Source organism: Pseudomonas resinovorans NBRC 106553, from assembly GCF_000412695.1.
GTDB lineage: Bacteria > Pseudomonadota > Gammaproteobacteria > Pseudomonadales > Pseudomonadaceae > Metapseudomonas > Metapseudomonas resinovorans_A.
Window position 1 is genome coordinate 5,424,853 of sequence record NC_021499.1, and the last position, 14,907, is coordinate 5,439,759.

The following is a 14,907-nucleotide window of genomic DNA, read 5'->3' on the forward strand; positions in this document are numbered from 1 at the left end:
GCCGCGATACTTACTCGAACCAATGGGCTCGGGCGGCCATGATCAGCTTGCCGGCACGCTCTTCGTCCATGCCGTCGATGTCGAGCAGGTCGTCGATCGACTGCTCGGCCAGATCTTCGCGGTTAATAACGCCACGTACGGCGAGTTCAACAGCCAGCCCCTTGTCCATGCCTTCCAGGGAAAGCAGGTCGTCGGCAGGCTGGGCATCCGCCAGCTTCTCTTCGGTTGCGATAGCCTTGGTCAGCAGGCGGTCCTTCGCACGGGCACGCAGCTCATTGACGATGTCCTCGTCGAAGCCGTCGATGCTGAGCATTTCTTCCATGGGTACGTAGGCAATTTCTTCCAGGCTGGTGAAGCCTTCTTCCACCAGTACCTGTGCCAGCTCTTCGTCCACTTCCAACTCGTCGACGAAGGCACGCAGGATGTCGCCGGTTTCGGCTTGCTGCTTGGCCTGGATGTCCGCTTCGGTCATCACGTTCAGGGTCCAGCCAGTGAGCTGGCTAGCCAGGCGAACGTTCTGACCACCACGACCGATGGCCTGAGCCAGATTGTCCTCGCCAACGGCGATGTCCATGGCATGGGCATCTTCGTCGACGATGATCGCCACCACTTCGGCCGGAGCCATGGCGTTGATCACGAACTGCGCGGGGTTGTCATCCCACAGCACGATGTCGACACGCTCGCCGCCCAGTTCGCCGGATACGGCCTGGACGCGGGAGCCGCGCATGCCGATGCAGGCGCCCTGCGGGTCGATACGTTTGTCCTTGGAGCGGACGGCGATCTTGGCGCGGGAACCCGGATCACGGGAGGCAGCCATGACTTCAATCAGCTCTTCGGCGATTTCCGGCACTTCGATGCGGAACAGCTCGATCAGCATCTGCGGCGCGGTGCGCGACAGGATCAGTTGCGGACCGCGGTTCTCGGTGCGGATTTCTTTCAGCAAGGCACGTACACGAGCGCCGACGCGGAAAGTCTCGCGAGCGATGATGTCTTCGCGGGCCAACAGCGCTTCGGCGTTGTTGCCCAGGTCGACGATCACGTTGTCACGGGTGACCTTTTTCACGGTGCCGGAAATGATGTCGCCCAACTTCTCGCGATAGGCTTCAACTACCTGCGCGCGCTCGGCCTCGCGCACTTTCTGCACGATGACCTGCTTGGCGGTCTGGGCAGCGATGCGGCCGAACTCGATGGACTCGATCTTTTCTTCGATGATGTCGCCGATCTTGGCTTTCTCATCACGCTCCTGGGCCTGGTCCAGGGTCAGCTGGATGGCCGGATCCTCGAAATCGGACTCCTCGACCACAGTCCAGCGACGGTAGGTGTCGTAGTTGCCGCTCTGGCGGTTGATCGCCACGCGCAGGTCAACTTCGTCCTCATAACGCTTCTTGGTAGCAGTGGCCAGGGCCAGCTCCAGCGCCTCGAAAATCACGCTGGCCGGTACGCCCTTCTCATTGGATACCGACTCAACAACCAGCAGTACTTCTTTGCTCATCGTACGCCTCGCCTTTCGCAATCCATTGGATCCGCGGGATCCGCGTCTCAGTCAAAACGGGGAATAATGTTGGCCTTGTCGATCAGTTCGATCGGCAGGAGGAACTCGCGGTCTTCGATGAGCACCACGACATCCTGCTCCTCCACCCCGCGGAGAAGCCCCTGAAAATTGCGTCGGCCTTCGAAGGGCGAACGCAGTTTGATCTTGACCAGCTCGCCGGCATGGACCGCGAACTGCTCAAGGGTGAACAACGGACGATCCATGCCAGGCGACGACACTTCGAGCGTGTACTCGTTGGCGATCGGGTCTTCGACGTCCAGCACACCGCTGATCTGCCGACTGACCTTCTCGCAGTCCTCGACCAGGATGCCGTTTTCGTGATCGATATAGATCCGCAGCAGGGAATGCCGCCCTTGAGACAGGAACTCGATGCCCCAGCACTGATAACCGAGCGCTTCGACTACCGGGGCCAACAAGGCCTGCAACTGTTCTAGCTTGCTCGACACCTGATTGCCTCTCGCATGCTGTGCAAATAAAAAATGGGCGAAACGCCCATCCCTTCAAAAACCGCCTGATCAGCGATCGGTGGTCAACTGTCCAGCTAGCAAAAAGCCCCTAAAAAGGGGCTTCGCGACTACTGGTTGCGGGGGCTGGATTTGAACCAACGACCTTCGGGTTATGAGCCCGACGAGCTACCAGACTGCTCCACCCCGCGTCAAAGCTGGTGCGAGAGTATACGGCCAGCACCTTGCATGGTCAACCGAACATCCCGCAAAAGAAGAGGCCCGCATCACTGCGGGCCTCTCTTTGTATGGTACCGAGGAGGGGACTCGAACCCCTACAGCCTATGGCCACTACCACCTCAAGGTAGCGTGTCTACCAATTCCACCACCTCGGCAAAACTTGCCTTACTTCTGCTCTGGAGCCTGAGGCACATCACCCGATTGGGTAGCTGGCTTCTGCTCTTCGAGCACCGGCACATCGTCAGCTGCCGGCTTGGCGGGTTGAACTTCGAGAGCTGCCGGATCCGGCAGACCTACGTTGCTCAGCGCCTCAGCCTTTTCTTTAGCGAAGAACGCTAAACCCAGGCTGGTAATGAAAAAAACCGCGGCGAGTATACCAGTAACTCGACTCAGAAAGGTAGCAGAACCTTGGCTTCCGAAAACAGTTGCCGAAGCACCACCACCAAACGAGGCGCCAGTATCCGCACCCTTGCCCTGCTGAATCAGAACCAGGCCTACAACGCCCAGGGCCACCAGCAAGTGCACAACAATAACGACAGTTTCCAGCATTTTGTCAGCTTCCTGCGGCGCGACAGATCGCACCGAACTCATCCGCATTCAGAGAGGCGCCACCAATGAGCCCCCCATCGATATCCGGCATGCCGAACAAATCGGCCGCACTGGCCGCCTTCACACTGCCGCCGTACAGAATTCGTACGCCGCGAGCAACTTCGGCGTTTTCCGCCGCCAGCTGCGAACGAATCGCCGCATGAACCTCTTGCGCCTGTTGCGGCGAGGCCGTCAGCCCCGTACCTATCGCCCAAACCGGCTCATAGGCAATTACCGCCTGCACAAGTGCGCCCACACCAAGCTCTTCGATCACGCTACCCAGCTGACGCTCGACTACCTCGAGCGTTTTGCCGGCTTCGCGCTGTTCCCGGGTCTCACCGACGCAGAGCACCGGAACCAGACCACAGGATTGAGCAGCAGCGAACTTGCGACTCACGACTTCGTCACTTTCGCCCAGAATCAGGCGACGCTCCGAATGACCGACCAGGACCAGCTTGCAACCTACGTCCGCCAACTGACTCGCCGCGACTTCTCCGGTGAGGGCTCCCTGCACCGGCTCTACCGCACAGTTCTGCGCACCAACGGCAATCGACTTGCCATCCAGACCTTGAATGACCTGATTGATGTACAGACAGGGCGGCATTACCGCGACTTCAACACCAGAAGGCAAGGCCAATTGGCGCAAGCCTTTGATCAGCTCTGCGACGCTGGCGCGGGTACCGTGCATTTTCCAGTTACCAGCTACCAAAGGTCGGCGCATGCTTTATCTCGTCGATCAAAGTGGGCGCAGATGTTACCCAAGAGAAATCCAACTAGCAAGACAAATCAAGCACATACCTCTGTCACGACTTTCGCCAGCTCTTCGGCATAGCTTCGAACCAGCTTTTCATCGTTGCCTTCGACCATCACCCGCACCAGCGGCTCGGTGCCGGACTTGCGCAGCAGGACTCGGCCACGCCCCGCCATCTGCTCGGTGACGCGGCTGCAGGCATCCTTCACCGCTGGATGGTTGACCGGGTCCACATCGCCACCGGCGTAACGCACGTTGATCAGCACCTGCGGGCACTTGTGCATACCCTGGCGCGCTTCCGCGAGGGACTGGCCGCTGCGCTGCAGGGCGAGCAATACCTGCAGGGCGGAAACGATGGCATCGCCCGTGGTGGTGAAGTGACTGCAGACGATGTGGCCGGAATTCTCGCCACCGAGGATCCAGCCATTGGCCTGCAGCTGGCTCATCACGTAGCGATCGCCGACCTTGGCGCGAATGAAGGGGATATCCAGCTCCTTGAACGCCAGCTCCAGCCCGAGATTGCTCATCAGGGTGCCGACGACACCGCCATTGAGCCGGTCGCGGCTGTGCAGGTCGCGGGCGATCAGGTAGATCAGCTCGTCGCCATCCACGACCGCACCGGTGTGGTCCACCATCAGTACGCGGTCGCCATCGCCATCGAAGGCGATGCCGATGTCGGCACTCTGCTCCACCACGGCCGCCTGCAGGCTGCCCATGTGCGTGGAGCCACAGTGCTCATTGATGTTCAGGCCGTTGGGTTGAGCCGCCAGCACGCTGACTTGGGCGCCCAACTCACGGAACACACTCGGCGCGACCTTGTAGGTGGCACCATGGGCACAGTCCACCACCACCTTGAGACCAGCGAAGTCGGTGCTGATCGGCGTGGTGCTCTTGCAGAACTCTATATAGCGGCCCGCCGCATCGTTGATGCGGGTGACCTTGCCCAGTTGCTCGGACTCCACCACGGTCATGGGCTGGTCCAGCAGTTCCTCGATCATCAGCTCGACTTCATCGGAGAGCTTGGTGCCCTTGCCGGAGAAGAACTTGATGCCGTTGTCGTGGTGCGGATTGTGCGACGCGCTGATGACGATACCGGCGTCCGCCAGGAAGGTACGGGTCAGGTAGGCGATGGCCGGAGTCGGCATCGGCCCCAGGAGCATCACGTCGGCGCCGGCGGCCAGCAGGCCGGCCTCGAGGGCGGATTCGAACATGTAGCCGGAAATCCGGGTGTCCTTGCCGATCAGGATGCGGCACTTGCCCTGTTTGCGGAACGCCATACCGGCGGCCCAGCCAAGCTTGAGCATGAAATCCGGAGTAATCGGGAATTGCCCGACGCGCCCGCGAATACCGTCGGTGCCAAAGTATTTTCTGCTCATGAGGTGCTCCGTCTTGTCTTATTCCGCCGCTTGTACCGCGGCGATCATGCGCACTGCGTCAACGGTTTCCGCGACATCGTGTACGCGCAGGATGCTGGCCCCCTTGGCCACCGCGAGAGCGGCCAGGGCGAGACCACCGGGCAGGCGCTGATGGACTTCCCGTCCCAGCGCCTGACCAATCATGCTTTTTCGCGAGACGCCCACCAGCAGGGGACGCCCCAGCTCGTGAAGCATCTCCAGATGCTTGAACAGGCTGAGGTTGTGCGCGAGGGTCTTGGCAAAACCGAAGCCCGGATCGAGGACGATGCGCTCGGCCGGAATGCCCACGGCGAGGCAGGCCTGCATACGCTCGGAAAGAAAACCCGTGACCTCGCCGACCAGGTCGTCATAGCGTGGATCCTGCTGCATGTTGCCCGGCTCGCCGAGCATGTGCATCAGGCACACCGCGAGCCCGCTATCGGCCGCCGCATCCAGCGCGCCGTCGCGGCGCAGGGCGCGCACATCGTTGATCATCCCCGCCCCCAAGCGCGCGCCTTCACGCATCACCGCCGGGGTGGAGGTATCCAGGGAAATCACCACATCCAGTTCACGGGCGATGGCTTCGACCACCGGCGCGACGCGCTCCAACTCTTCAGTCGGGGAAACCGGACGGGCGCCAGGTCGAGTCGACTCGCCACCGACGTCGATCAGGGTCGCGCCTGCGGCGACCATTTCCGCGGCATGGCGCAACGCCGCGTCGATCGCATTGAAGCGACCGCCATCGGAGAAGGAATCGGGGGTGACATTGAGGATGCCCATCACATGTGGCTGGGCCAAATCAAGAACCCGGCTGCCGCAAGGCAACCGGGTCTGGTACTGCACTGACTTCATCTACAGGCCTTAGTGTTCGCCAGCGGGTCCGCCGATCGGGGTCTCCGGGCGCTTGGCCTCTTCACGCGGTGTAGGCGTACCGGAGGTACCGGAACCGCCCTCCCAGTCCTTGGGCTCACGAGCGACGCGGCCAGCCATGATGTCATCGATCTGCTCGGAGTCGATGGTTTCGTACTTCATCAGGGCCTCGGCCATCATGTCGAGCTTGTCGCGATTTTCCGTCAGCAGGGTCTTCGCGGTGGTGTAGCACTCGTCAATGATGCGACGGACTTCCTGATCGATCATCTTGGCGGTTTCGCCGGATACGTTGGCGTGCTGGGAACCGGCGCTGCGACCCAGGAACACCTCGCCCTCTTCCTCGGCATACATCAGCGGGCCGAGCTTCTCGGACAGGCCCCACTTGGTCACCATGTTCCGGGCAATCTGGGTGGCCCGCATGATGTCGTTGGAGGCACCGGTGGTCACACCATCGAAGCCCAGGGTCATTTCCTCGGCGATACGGCCGCCGAACAGCGAGCAGATCTGACTGGTCAGCGCGCGCTTGGACAGGCTGTAGCGATCCTCCTCGGGTAGGAACATGGTCACACCAAGGGCGCGGCCGCGCGGAATGATCGACACCTTGTAGACCGGATCATGCTCGGGCACCAGGCGACCGACGATGGCATGGCCCGCCTCGTGAAACGCGGTGTTGAGCTTCTCTTTCTCGGACATGACCATGGATTTGCGCTCGGCGCCCATCATGATCTTGTCCTTGGCCAGTTCGAATTCCTTCATCTCCACCAGGCGCTTGTTGACGCGGGCGGCGAAGAGGGACGCCTCGTTGACCAGGTTGGCCAGGTCGGCACCGGAGAAACCAGGGGTACCACGGGCGATCACGGCGGCATCGACGTCGTCGCCCATCGGCACTTTGCGCATATGGACCTTGAGGATCTGCTCGCGACCGCGGATGTCCGGCAGGCCAACCACCACCTGACGGTCGAAACGGCCCGGACGCAGCAGCGCGGGGTCGAGCACATCAGGACGGTTGGTCGCGGCGATCACGATGATGCCGTCGTTCATCTCGAAGCCGTCCATTTCCACCAGCAACTGGTTGAGGGTCTGCTCACGCTCGTCGTGACCGCCGCCCAGGCCGGCACCACGATGGCGGCCGACAGCGTCGATCTCGTCGATGAAGATGATGCAGGGAGCATGCTTCTTGGCCTGCTCGAACATGTCACGGACACGGGATGCGCCCACGCCGACGAACATTTCGACGAAGTCCGAACCGGAAATGGTGAAGAACGGAACCTTGGCCTCACCGGCGATAGCCTTCGCCAGCAGGGTCTTGCCGGTACCGGGCGGGCCGACCATCAGCACGCCGCGCGGGATCCGGCCGCCCAGACGCTGGAACTTGCCCGGGTCGCGGAGGAATTCCACCAGCTCGCCGACTTCTTCCTTGGCCTCGTCGCAACCGGCGACGTCAGCCAGGGTGGTCTTCACCTGATCCTCGGAGAGCAGGCGCGCCTTGCTCTTGCCGAAGCTCATCGGGCCGCCGCGGCCACCGCCGCCGCCCTGCATCTGGCGCATGAAGAACATGAAGACGGCAATGATCACCAGGATCGGGAAGCTCGCCACCAGCAACTGGGTCCAGATGCTCTGCTGCTCGGGCTGCTTGCCTTCGATGATCACGTTGTTGTCGATCAGGTCGCCGATCAGGCCGCCGTCCTGGATCGCAGGACGAATGGTCTTGAAGGATTCGCCATCGTTGCGCTTGCCGGTGATGACGAAGCCATCGACGGTCACGCGCTCGACCTTGCCTTCTTTAACCTGCTCGATGAACTCCGAGTAGTTAAGGGTCTGCGGTTCGCTCGGGCTGGAGAAATTGTTCATCACCGTGACTAGCACAGCGGCGATGATTAGCCACAGGATCAGATTCTTTGCCATATCGTTCAATTAGCTACCCTCTGGAACGGGCCCCTTCCTGGAGCGCACCCCGCATGACTGCTGGTGATTAACCGGCCTAACTTACTACACAACCCCTGCCCCTGGCAGGCGCCGTCTGTAACCCTTTATGAGACCTCGCGGCCTCCTGCGCGAAGGAGACCGGCGAGTCAGGCTCCTGCCCAGTCTATTCCCCACGGAAGCCGCGTGCGAGCAGGTATTGCTCCCTGGAGCGGTCACGCGACGAAAGCGGCACACTTTGCCGAACGCCCGCCGGACCTGCCACGGTCGGCGTAGAACCCTTCGACCGGATCTTTTCGATCAAAAAACAACCACATGGACGCAGCGCGCGGCTGGTCGGCGGCCCCACACGCCACTCATATTGGGGGCCATATCGAAAATCACAAGGTCCAGCCGCTAATTACCGAGTGCCTCGCCGTCCTTTTGCGCCGATTTGTCGCATGGATCATCGAAGTGTTCTTTCCGCCAACGCTGGCTAGTCTTGGAACGAGCCACGGGATACCTCGTGTTCGGCTGTCCGCCCCGGAGTCACTCGGGTAAACTAGCCGCCTTTTTTAGCAGGGGTCTGATTATGGCGCTCTCACCGGAGCACAAGAAGCAATACAAATCTATCGGTCATCACCTGAAACCGGTATTGACGGTAGCCGAGAATGGCCTGACCGAAGGCGTGCTGGCCGAGCTCGAGCGTGCGCTCAACGACCACGAACTGATCAAAGTGCAGTTCCGCATCATCGAGCGTGATGATCGTCGCGCCCTGATCGAGGAACTCTGCTCCGCCGGCAACTGCGAACTGGTACAGATCATCGGCAAGATGGCGCTGGTCTACCGCCGCAACCCCAAGCCGAACCGCAACCTGTCCAATATCAGCCGCTTCAGCGGTCTCTGAGTCACGATCTGCTGCGCGTCTGAAAAACTGCGTTGAAAATGGCTTCGGAAAGCCGCTTGCGACTAACGTGCTTCAGCACGGCCCGGAGGGCGAGCGAAGTGAGTACTGCTCATTTACAACTCGTAAACTCCGCGTCCTCAGCCATTTCCGCCTGGTTTTTCCATAGCTCGCAAGATCGTGAGCAAGCTTCAGAGGGCGCGCACTCAGCGCGCCCGGCTCTCTACGCTCGAAGCCGGCAAGGGCTGGATCACCAGCAGCAGGCCACAGAACGCCAGCAGCAAGTAGCTGAAGTTCAGCCAGTAGAGCGCCTCCGGCATCCGGAAACGCACCAGCAGGAACACCACCACAAGGGCCAGCACCGCGGTCAGCAGCTGCGCGCGCGTATCTCGCCAGAGCTGCGCAAGCCCTGCGTACTGGATCAGCAGCACGGCCTGCAGTAGCGCACAGAAGCCGGCGAACGCCACCAGTAGCGGCCGCAGACTGGCTGCCACCTCCTCCACCAGCATCGACGCCAGACCGATGCGATCCAGCGCCGGCAGCACGACGAAGTGCAGCAGCCAGAGGCCGCCGACCCAGAAGGTCTGGGCCAGCTGCCAGGCAATGGCACCGGCCCGCAAGGGCGAACGCTTAGACGTGACGGACTTCGACAATCTCGTACTCGACGATACCGCTCGGCGTCTTGACGGTCACCACGTCCCCTTCTTCCTTGCCCACCAGGGCGCGGGCGATGGGGGAACTGACCGACAGCTTGCCTTTCTTGATGTCAGCTTCGTCGTCGCCAACGATCTGGTAGGTAACGGCTTCGTCGGTTTCGACGTTGGCGATATCCACCGTGGTGCCGAAAATCACCTTGCCCGTATGGGCGATGCTGGTTACATCGATGACCACCGAATTCTGCAGGCGGCCTTCGATATCACGGATACGCGCCTCGACCATGCCCTGCTGCTCGCGCGCCGCATGGTACTCAGCGTTTTCCTTGAGATCACCCAGCTCACGCGCTTCACCGATGGCCTGACTCAGTTGCGGGCGCATCACTTTGGTCAGATGAGCCAGCTCCTCTTCCAGGGCGCGAGCGCCCTGGACGGTCATGGGATACTTATTCATGCCTTGATTCCTGCATGGAGATCCTGCAAGCGACGCACGGTCTTCTCGGGACCGAACTTGAGCGCCTCACAGATCGCCTGACCAGCCGCGATGGTGGTGGTGCAGTAGATCTTGTGCTGCAGGGCGTTACGACGAATCGAGTAGGAGTCGGCAATAGACTGACGCCCCTCGGTTGTGTTGATGATGAGGGTAACCTCATCGTTCTTGATCATGTCAACGACATGGGGACGGCCTTCCGTCACCTTGTTCACGCGACGGACCGGCAGGCCGGCCGCCTCGATCACCTTGGCGGTGCCGGAGGTGGCGACCACTTCGAAGCCCAGCTCGATCAGATCGCGGGCGACCTGGGTGACCATCGGCTTGTCGTCTTCACGCACGCTGATGAACACGGTGCCGGTGTTCGGCAGGATTTCGCTGGCACCCAGCTGGGCCTTGGCGAAGGCTTCGCCGAAGCTGTCGCCGACGCCCATGACTTCACCGGTGGACTTCATTTCCGGGCCGAGGATCGGGTCGACACCCGGGAACTTGGCGAACGGGAACACCGCTTCCTTGACGCTGAAGAACGGCGGGATGATTTCCTTGGTGAAGCCGATTTCCTTGAGGCTCTTGCCGGCCATGACGCGGGCCGCGACCTTGGCCAGGGACTCGCCGATGCACTTGGAGACGAACGGCACGGTACGGGAAGCGCGCGGGTTGACCTCGATGACGAAGATGTCTTCGCCCTGCACGGCCATCTGCACGTTCATCAGGCCGACGACACCCAGTTCCAGGGCCATCTTCTTGACCTGCTCGCGGATCTCGTCCTGCAGGTGCTGCGGCAGCGAGTACGGCGGCAGCGAGCAGGCGGAGTCACCGGAGTGCACGCCAGCCTGTTCGATGTGCTGCATGATCGCGCCGATCACCACGGTCTCGCCGTCGCACACCGCGTCGATGTCGATCTCGATGGCGCAGTTGAGGAAGTGGTCCAGCAGCACCGGGCTGTCGTTGGACACCTTCACCGCTTCACGCATGTAGCGCTTGAGTTCTTCTTCCTGGTAGACGATTTCCATCGCGCGGCCGCCCAGTACGTAGGACGGGCGAACCACCAGCGGGTAGCCGATGACCTTGGAGTGAGCCAGGGCTTCGTCTTCGCTGCGCGCGGTGGCGTTGGCCGGCTGGCGCAGGTTCAGGCGCTGGACCATCTGCTGGAAGCGCTCGCGGTCTTCGGCGCGGTCGATCGCGTCCGGGCTGGTGCCGATGATCGGCACACCGGCTTCTTCCAGGGCGCGGCAGAGTTTCAGCGGGGTCTGGCCGCCGTACTGCACGATCACACCCTTGGGCTGCTCGACGCGGACGATTTCCAGCACGTCCTCCAGGGTCACCGGCTCGAAGTACAGGCGGTCGGAGGTGTCGTAGTCGGTGGAGACGGTTTCCGGGTTGCAGTTGACCATGATGGTCTCGTAACCGTCTTCACGCATGGCCAGCGCGGCGTGTACGCAGCAGTAGTCGAACTCGATACCCTGGCCGATACGGTTGGGGCCGCCGCCGAGGATCATGATCTTGTCGCGACCGGACGGGTTGGCCTCGCACTCTTCCTCGTAGGTCGAGTACATGTAGGCGGTGTCGGTGGCGAATTCGGCGGCGCAGGTGTCCACGCGCTTGAAGACCGGCAGCACCTTCAGCTTGTGGCGATGGCTGCGCAGGTTCTTCTCGGTGACGCCCAGCAGCTTGGCCAGGCGCGCGTCGGAGAAGCCCTTGCGCTTGAGCTTGCGCATCAGGTCGGCGTCGATGCCGGACAGGCCGAGGGTCTTGACCCGCTCCTCGTCCTTGACCAGGTCCTCGATCTGCACCAGGAACCACTCGTCGATCTTGGTCAGCTCGAACACCTGCTCGATGGTCTTGCCGGCGCGGAAGGCATCAGCCACGTACCAGATGCGCTCGGCGCCCGGCACGGTCAGCTCGCGCTTGAGGATGCCTTCGGCTTCCGGATCGTTCAGGTCCAGCTTGGGATCGAAGCCGGCAACGCCGACTTCCAGGCCACGCAGGGCTTTCTGCACGGACTCCTGGAAGGTACGGCCGATGGCCATGACTTCGCCCACGGATTTCATCTGGGTGGTCAGGCGGGCGTCGGCTTTCGGGAATTTCTCGAAGGCGAAGCGCGGAACCTTGGTCACCACGTAATCGATGGCCGGCTCGAAGGACGCCGGGGTGCGACCGCCGGTGATGTCGTTGGAGAGCTCGTCGAGGGTGTAGCCGACCGCCAGCTTGGCGGCGATCTTGGCGATCGGGAAGCCGGTGGCCTTGGAAGCCAGGGCCGAGGAACGCGACACGCGCGGGTTCATCTCGATCACGACCATGCGGCCGGTGTTCGGGCAGATGCCGAACTGCACGTTGGAGCCGCCGGTCTCCACGCCGATCTCACGCAGTACCGCCAGGGAGGCGTTGCGCAGGATCTGGTATTCCTTGTCGGTCAGGGTCTGGGCCGGAGCGACGGTGATGGAGTCGCCGGTGTGCACGCCCATCGGGTCGAAGTTCTCGATGGAGCAGACGATGATGCAGTTGTCCTTCTTGTCGCGGACCACCTCCATCTCGTATTCCTTCCAGCCGATCAGGGATTCGTCGATCAGCAGCTCGTTGGTCGGCGACAGGTCGAGGCCACGGGCGCAGATCTCTTCGAACTCTTCGCGGTTGTAGGCGATGCCGCCACCGGTGCCGCCCATGGTGAAGGACGGACGGATGATGCAGGGGAAGCCAACCTTCTCCAGCACGCCGTAGGCTTCTTCCATGCTGTGGGCGATACCCGAGACAGGGCAGGCCAGGCCGATGTCCTTCATCGCCTTGTCGAAGCGCGAGCGGTCTTCGGCCTTGTCGATGGTGTCGGCATTGGCGCCGATCATTTCCACACCGAACTTGGCGAGCACGCCATGGCGCTCGAGGTCGAGGGCGCAGTTCAGCGCGGTCTGGCCGCCCATGGTCGGCAGCAGCGCGTCAGGGCGCTCCTTCTCGATGATCTTGGCCACGGTGGCCCACTTGATCGGCTCGATGTAGGTGGCGTCGGCCATGGCCGGGTCGGTCATGATGGTGGCCGGGTTGGAGTTCACCAGGATGACGCGGAAGCCTTCTTCCTTCAGGGCCTTGCAGGCCTGGGCGCCGGAGTAGTCGAACTCGCAGGCCTGGCCGATCACGATCGGGCCGGCACCGAGGATCAGGATGCTCTTGATGTCTGTACGCTTGGGCATGGGACTCTCGTTGCAATAATCAGGACAGGGTTGCGGTGGCCAGCTTCACGCCAAAGCCGACGAACAGGGCGCCGACGCCGCTGGAAGCGCCGGCAGCCAACCGTTGCCGCCGGCGGAACCAGGCCGCCAGGCGCACACCGGAAAAAATCAGGAAACTCAGGTAGAGGAAGCTGATGACTTCGAGAATCGTGCCCAGTACCAGGAACGACACCCCGGGGTAGGCGTATCCCGGGTCGACGAACTGGATGAAGAAGGACACGAAGAAGAGGATCGCCTTGGGGTTGGACAGGCTCAGCAGCAGCGCCCTGCGGAACGGCTGATTGACGTCCAGGTCCCTGGTCGGGACGGCTTGCTCGACCGGCTGACGCAACTTCTGCCAACCACCCCGAAGCATGCCTACACCCAGGTAGAACAGGTAGGCGGCGCCGACGTACTTCAAACCGAGGAACAGCATCGGTTCGGCCTTGAGCAAGGACGCGATCCCCAGCGCCGACAGCAGCATCAGGACCGCGTCGCCAAGGAACACCGCGCTGGCCGCCCGGTAGCCGGCGCCCACGCCGCGCTGGGCGGCGGTGGCGAGCACGAACAAGGAGTTCGGCCCCGGCAGCAGGACGATGAACAGCGTACCCAGGACGTAGGTCCAGAGGTCGGTGATCCCAAGGGTCGGCATCATCAGCAAGGCGCTCAGCGACGCTCGGCCATCGCCGCGATGAAGCGGTCGAACAGCGGCGCGACGTCATGCGGGCCAGGGCTGGCTTCCGGGTGACCCTGGAAGCTGAAGGCCACCTTGTCGGTGCGCTCGATGCCCTGCAGGGTGCCGTCGAACAGCGACTTGTGGGTGGCACGCAGGTTGGCCGGCAGGTTGGTCTCTTCCACAGCGAAACCGTGGTTCTGGCTGGTGATCATCACCACGCCGGAATCCAGGTCCTGCACCGGGTGGTTCGCACCATGGTGGCCGTGGCCCATCTTCACGGTCTTGGCGCCGGAGGCCAGGGCCAGAAGCTGGTGACCCAGGCAGATGCCGAACACCGGGATCTCGGTGTCGAGGAACTCGCGAATGGCCTGGATGGCGTAGTCGCAAGGCTCGGGGTCACCGGGGCCGTTGGAGAGGAAGATACCGTCCGGATTCAGCGCCAGTACGTCCTTGGCAGGGGTCTGGGCCGGCACCACGGTCAGGCGGCAGCCACGGGCGACCAGCATGCGCAGGATGTTCAGCTTGACGCCGAAGTCATAGGCAACCACGTGGTACGGCAGATCGCTGGCGGCGATTTCCGGGTGGCTGTCGGTTTCCAGGTTCCACACGCTGGAGCGCCACTCGTAGCGCTCCTCGCAGGACACGACCTTGGCCAGGTCCATGCCCTTCAGGCCCGGGAAGCTGCGAGCCAGCTCCAGTGCCTTCTCTTCGGTGGCGTCGTCACCGGCGAGGATGCAGCCGTTCTGCGAACCCTTTTCACGCAGGATGCGGGTCAGGCGGCGGGTGTCGATGCCGGCGATGGCGACGGTGCCGTTCTCTTTCAGGTAGTCCGGCAGTGGCTGCTTGTCGCGCCAGTTGCTGGAGAGCAGCGGCAGATCACGAATGATCAGGCCGGCGGCCCACACGCGGTTGGACTCGGCATCTTCCGGCGTGGTGCCGGTGTTGCCGATGTGCGGGTAGGTCAGGGTAACGATTTGCTGGGCATAGGAAGGATCGGTAAGGATTTCCTGATAGCCGGTCATGGCAGTGTTGAACACTACCTCGCCGATGGTATGGCCATCGGCCCCAATGGCTTCGCCGCGAAAAATGCTGCCGTCGGCAAGCGCGAGTATGGCTGGCTTAGTCAAGAAGACCTCCCGTAGATCAAGGCTGAAGCAAACGCAGGTTGTAAAAAAGCGGGATGACGTTGATACCGTCACCCCGCTTTTTTATCTGAGCCATTTCTGCGTAACTTTTAGTGGACA

The 14,907-nt window shown here is 62.1% G+C and carries 13 protein-coding genes, 2 tRNA genes and 1 pseudogene; 1 reads left to right on the forward strand and 15 read right to left on the reverse strand.

Going from position 1 to position 14,907, the window contains the following annotated elements; all coding sequences use genetic code 11:
• Nucleotides 1–10: 10 nt before the first annotated feature.
• The 10 genes and pseudogenes from nusA to PCA10_RS31030 all read right to left on the reverse strand — a co-directional run bounded on the left by nusA (nt 11) and on the right by PCA10_RS31030 (nt 8,256).
• Complete coding sequence (gene nusA, locus PCA10_RS24475; RefSeq protein WP_016494772.1) at nt 11–1,492, reverse strand: transcription termination factor NusA; 1,482 nt, start codon at nt 1,490–1,492, stop codon at nt 11–13.
• A 47-nt stretch (nt 1,493–1,539) separates the two neighbouring features.
• Complete coding sequence (gene rimP / locus PCA10_RS24480; RefSeq protein WP_016494773.1) at nt 1,540–1,998, reverse strand: ribosome maturation factor RimP; 459 nt, start codon at nt 1,996–1,998, stop codon at nt 1,540–1,542.
• Between the two features lie 132 nt (nt 1,999–2,130).
• Nucleotides 2,131–2,207, reverse strand: a tRNA-Met gene (locus PCA10_RS24485).
• Between the two features lie 97 nt (nt 2,208–2,304).
• Nucleotides 2,305–2,390 (reverse strand) — tRNA-Leu (locus PCA10_RS24490).
• Nucleotides 2,391–2,400: 10 nt separating this feature from the next.
• The gene (gene secG / locus PCA10_RS24495) at nt 2,401–2,784 is read right to left on the reverse strand and encodes a preprotein translocase subunit SecG (RefSeq protein WP_016494774.1); all 384 of its coding nucleotides are present in this window, start codon (nt 2,782–2,784) and stop codon (nt 2,401–2,403) included.
• A 4-nt stretch (nt 2,785–2,788) separates the two neighbouring features.
• A complete protein-coding gene (gene tpiA / locus PCA10_RS24500; protein WP_041770435.1) occupies nt 2,789–3,544 on the reverse strand; it encodes a triose-phosphate isomerase in 756 nt (251 codons plus the stop codon).
• Between the two features lie 65 nt (nt 3,545–3,609).
• Nucleotides 3,610–4,950 (reverse strand): phosphoglucosamine mutase, encoded by a 1,341-nt coding sequence (gene glmM / locus PCA10_RS24505; RefSeq protein WP_016494776.1) that lies wholly within the window; start codon nt 4,948–4,950, stop codon nt 3,610–3,612.
• An 18-nt stretch (nt 4,951–4,968) separates the two neighbouring features.
• Nucleotides 4,969–5,820: a dihydropteroate synthase gene (gene folP / locus PCA10_RS24510; protein ID WP_016494777.1), complete on the reverse strand. Its 852-nt coding sequence runs from the start codon at nt 5,818–5,820 to the stop codon at nt 4,969–4,971.
• A 9-nt stretch (nt 5,821–5,829) separates the two neighbouring features.
• On the reverse strand, nt 5,830–7,743 hold the full coding sequence (gene ftsH / locus PCA10_RS24515) for an ATP-dependent zinc metalloprotease FtsH (protein WP_070104104.1): 1,914 nt from the start codon (nt 7,741–7,743) through the stop codon (nt 5,830–5,832).
• A 184-nt stretch (nt 7,744–7,927) separates the two neighbouring features.
• Nucleotides 7,928–8,256: pseudogene (locus tag PCA10_RS31030) on the reverse strand (RlmE family RNA methyltransferase).
• 76 nt (nt 8,257–8,332) lie between these two features.
• Between PCA10_RS31030 and PCA10_RS24520 the strand changes: the two are divergent.
• Nucleotides 8,333–8,647: a YhbY family RNA-binding protein gene (locus PCA10_RS24520; RefSeq protein WP_016494779.1), complete on the forward strand. Its 315-nt coding sequence runs from the start codon at nt 8,333–8,335 to the stop codon at nt 8,645–8,647.
• Between the two features lie 203 nt (nt 8,648–8,850).
• Here PCA10_RS24520 and PCA10_RS24525 read toward each other — a convergent pair whose 3' ends face one another.
• The 5 genes from PCA10_RS24525 to carA are packed head-to-tail and all read right to left on the reverse strand — an operon-like array spanning nt 8,851 to nt 14,790.
• On the reverse strand, nt 8,851–9,297 hold the full coding sequence (locus tag PCA10_RS24525; protein ID WP_081664001.1) for a DUF4149 domain-containing protein: 447 nt from the start codon (nt 9,295–9,297) through the stop codon (nt 8,851–8,853).
• Nucleotides 9,275–9,751 (reverse strand): transcription elongation factor GreA, encoded by a 477-nt coding sequence (greA, locus tag PCA10_RS24530; protein ID WP_016494781.1) that lies wholly within the window; start codon nt 9,749–9,751, stop codon nt 9,275–9,277. Before greA ends, PCA10_RS24525 begins: the two co-directional genes overlap by 23 nt.
• Nucleotides 9,748–12,969, reverse strand: a complete 3,222-nt coding sequence (gene carB / locus PCA10_RS24535) for a carbamoyl-phosphate synthase large subunit (protein WP_016494782.1) — start codon at nt 12,967–12,969, stop codon at nt 9,748–9,750. Before carB ends, greA begins: the two co-directional genes overlap by 4 nt.
• A 19-nt stretch (nt 12,970–12,988) precedes the next feature.
• Nucleotides 12,989–13,639, reverse strand: a complete 651-nt coding sequence (leuE, locus tag PCA10_RS24540) for a leucine efflux protein LeuE (RefSeq protein ID WP_144277072.1) — start codon at nt 13,637–13,639, stop codon at nt 12,989–12,991.
• 14 nt (nt 13,640–13,653) lie between these two features.
• Complete coding sequence (carA, locus tag PCA10_RS24545; RefSeq protein ID WP_016494784.1) at nt 13,654–14,790, reverse strand: glutamine-hydrolyzing carbamoyl-phosphate synthase small subunit; 1,137 nt, start codon at nt 14,788–14,790, stop codon at nt 13,654–13,656.
• Nucleotides 14,791–14,907: the final 117 nt, after the last annotated feature.

What these genes read in the sequence shown, in the direction of transcription:
- nusA (WP_016494772.1), bottom strand. Translation starts at nt 1,492, where the DNA reads ATGAGCAAAGAAGTACTGCTGGTTGTTGAGTCGGTATCCAATGAGAAG.
- secG (WP_016494774.1), bottom strand. Translation starts at nt 2,784, where the DNA reads ATGCTGGAAACTGTCGTTATTGTTGTGCACTTGCTGGTGGCCCTGGGC.
- tpiA (WP_041770435.1), bottom strand. Translation starts at nt 3,544, where the DNA reads ATGCGCCGACCTTTGGTAGCTGGTAACTGGAAAATGCACGGTACCCGC.
- glmM (WP_016494776.1), bottom strand. Translation starts at nt 4,950, where the DNA reads ATGAGCAGAAAATACTTTGGCACCGACGGTATTCGCGGGCGCGTCGGG.
- folP (WP_016494777.1), bottom strand. Translation starts at nt 5,820, where the DNA reads ATGAAGTCAGTGCAGTACCAGACCCGGTTGCCTTGCGGCAGCCGGGTT.
- ftsH (WP_070104104.1), bottom strand. Translation starts at nt 7,743, where the DNA reads ATGGCAAAGAATCTGATCCTGTGGCTAATCATCGCCGCTGTGCTAGTC.
- PCA10_RS24520 (WP_016494779.1), top strand. Translation starts at nt 8,333, where the DNA reads ATGGCGCTCTCACCGGAGCACAAGAAGCAATACAAATCTATCGGTCAT.
- greA (WP_016494781.1), bottom strand. Translation starts at nt 9,751, where the DNA reads ATGAATAAGTATCCCATGACCGTCCAGGGCGCTCGCGCCCTGGAAGAG.
- carB (WP_016494782.1), bottom strand. Translation starts at nt 12,969, where the DNA reads ATGCCCAAGCGTACAGACATCAAGAGCATCCTGATCCTCGGTGCCGGC.
- leuE (WP_144277072.1), bottom strand. Translation starts at nt 13,639, where the DNA reads ATGCCGACCCTTGGGATCACCGACCTCTGGACCTACGTCCTGGGTACG.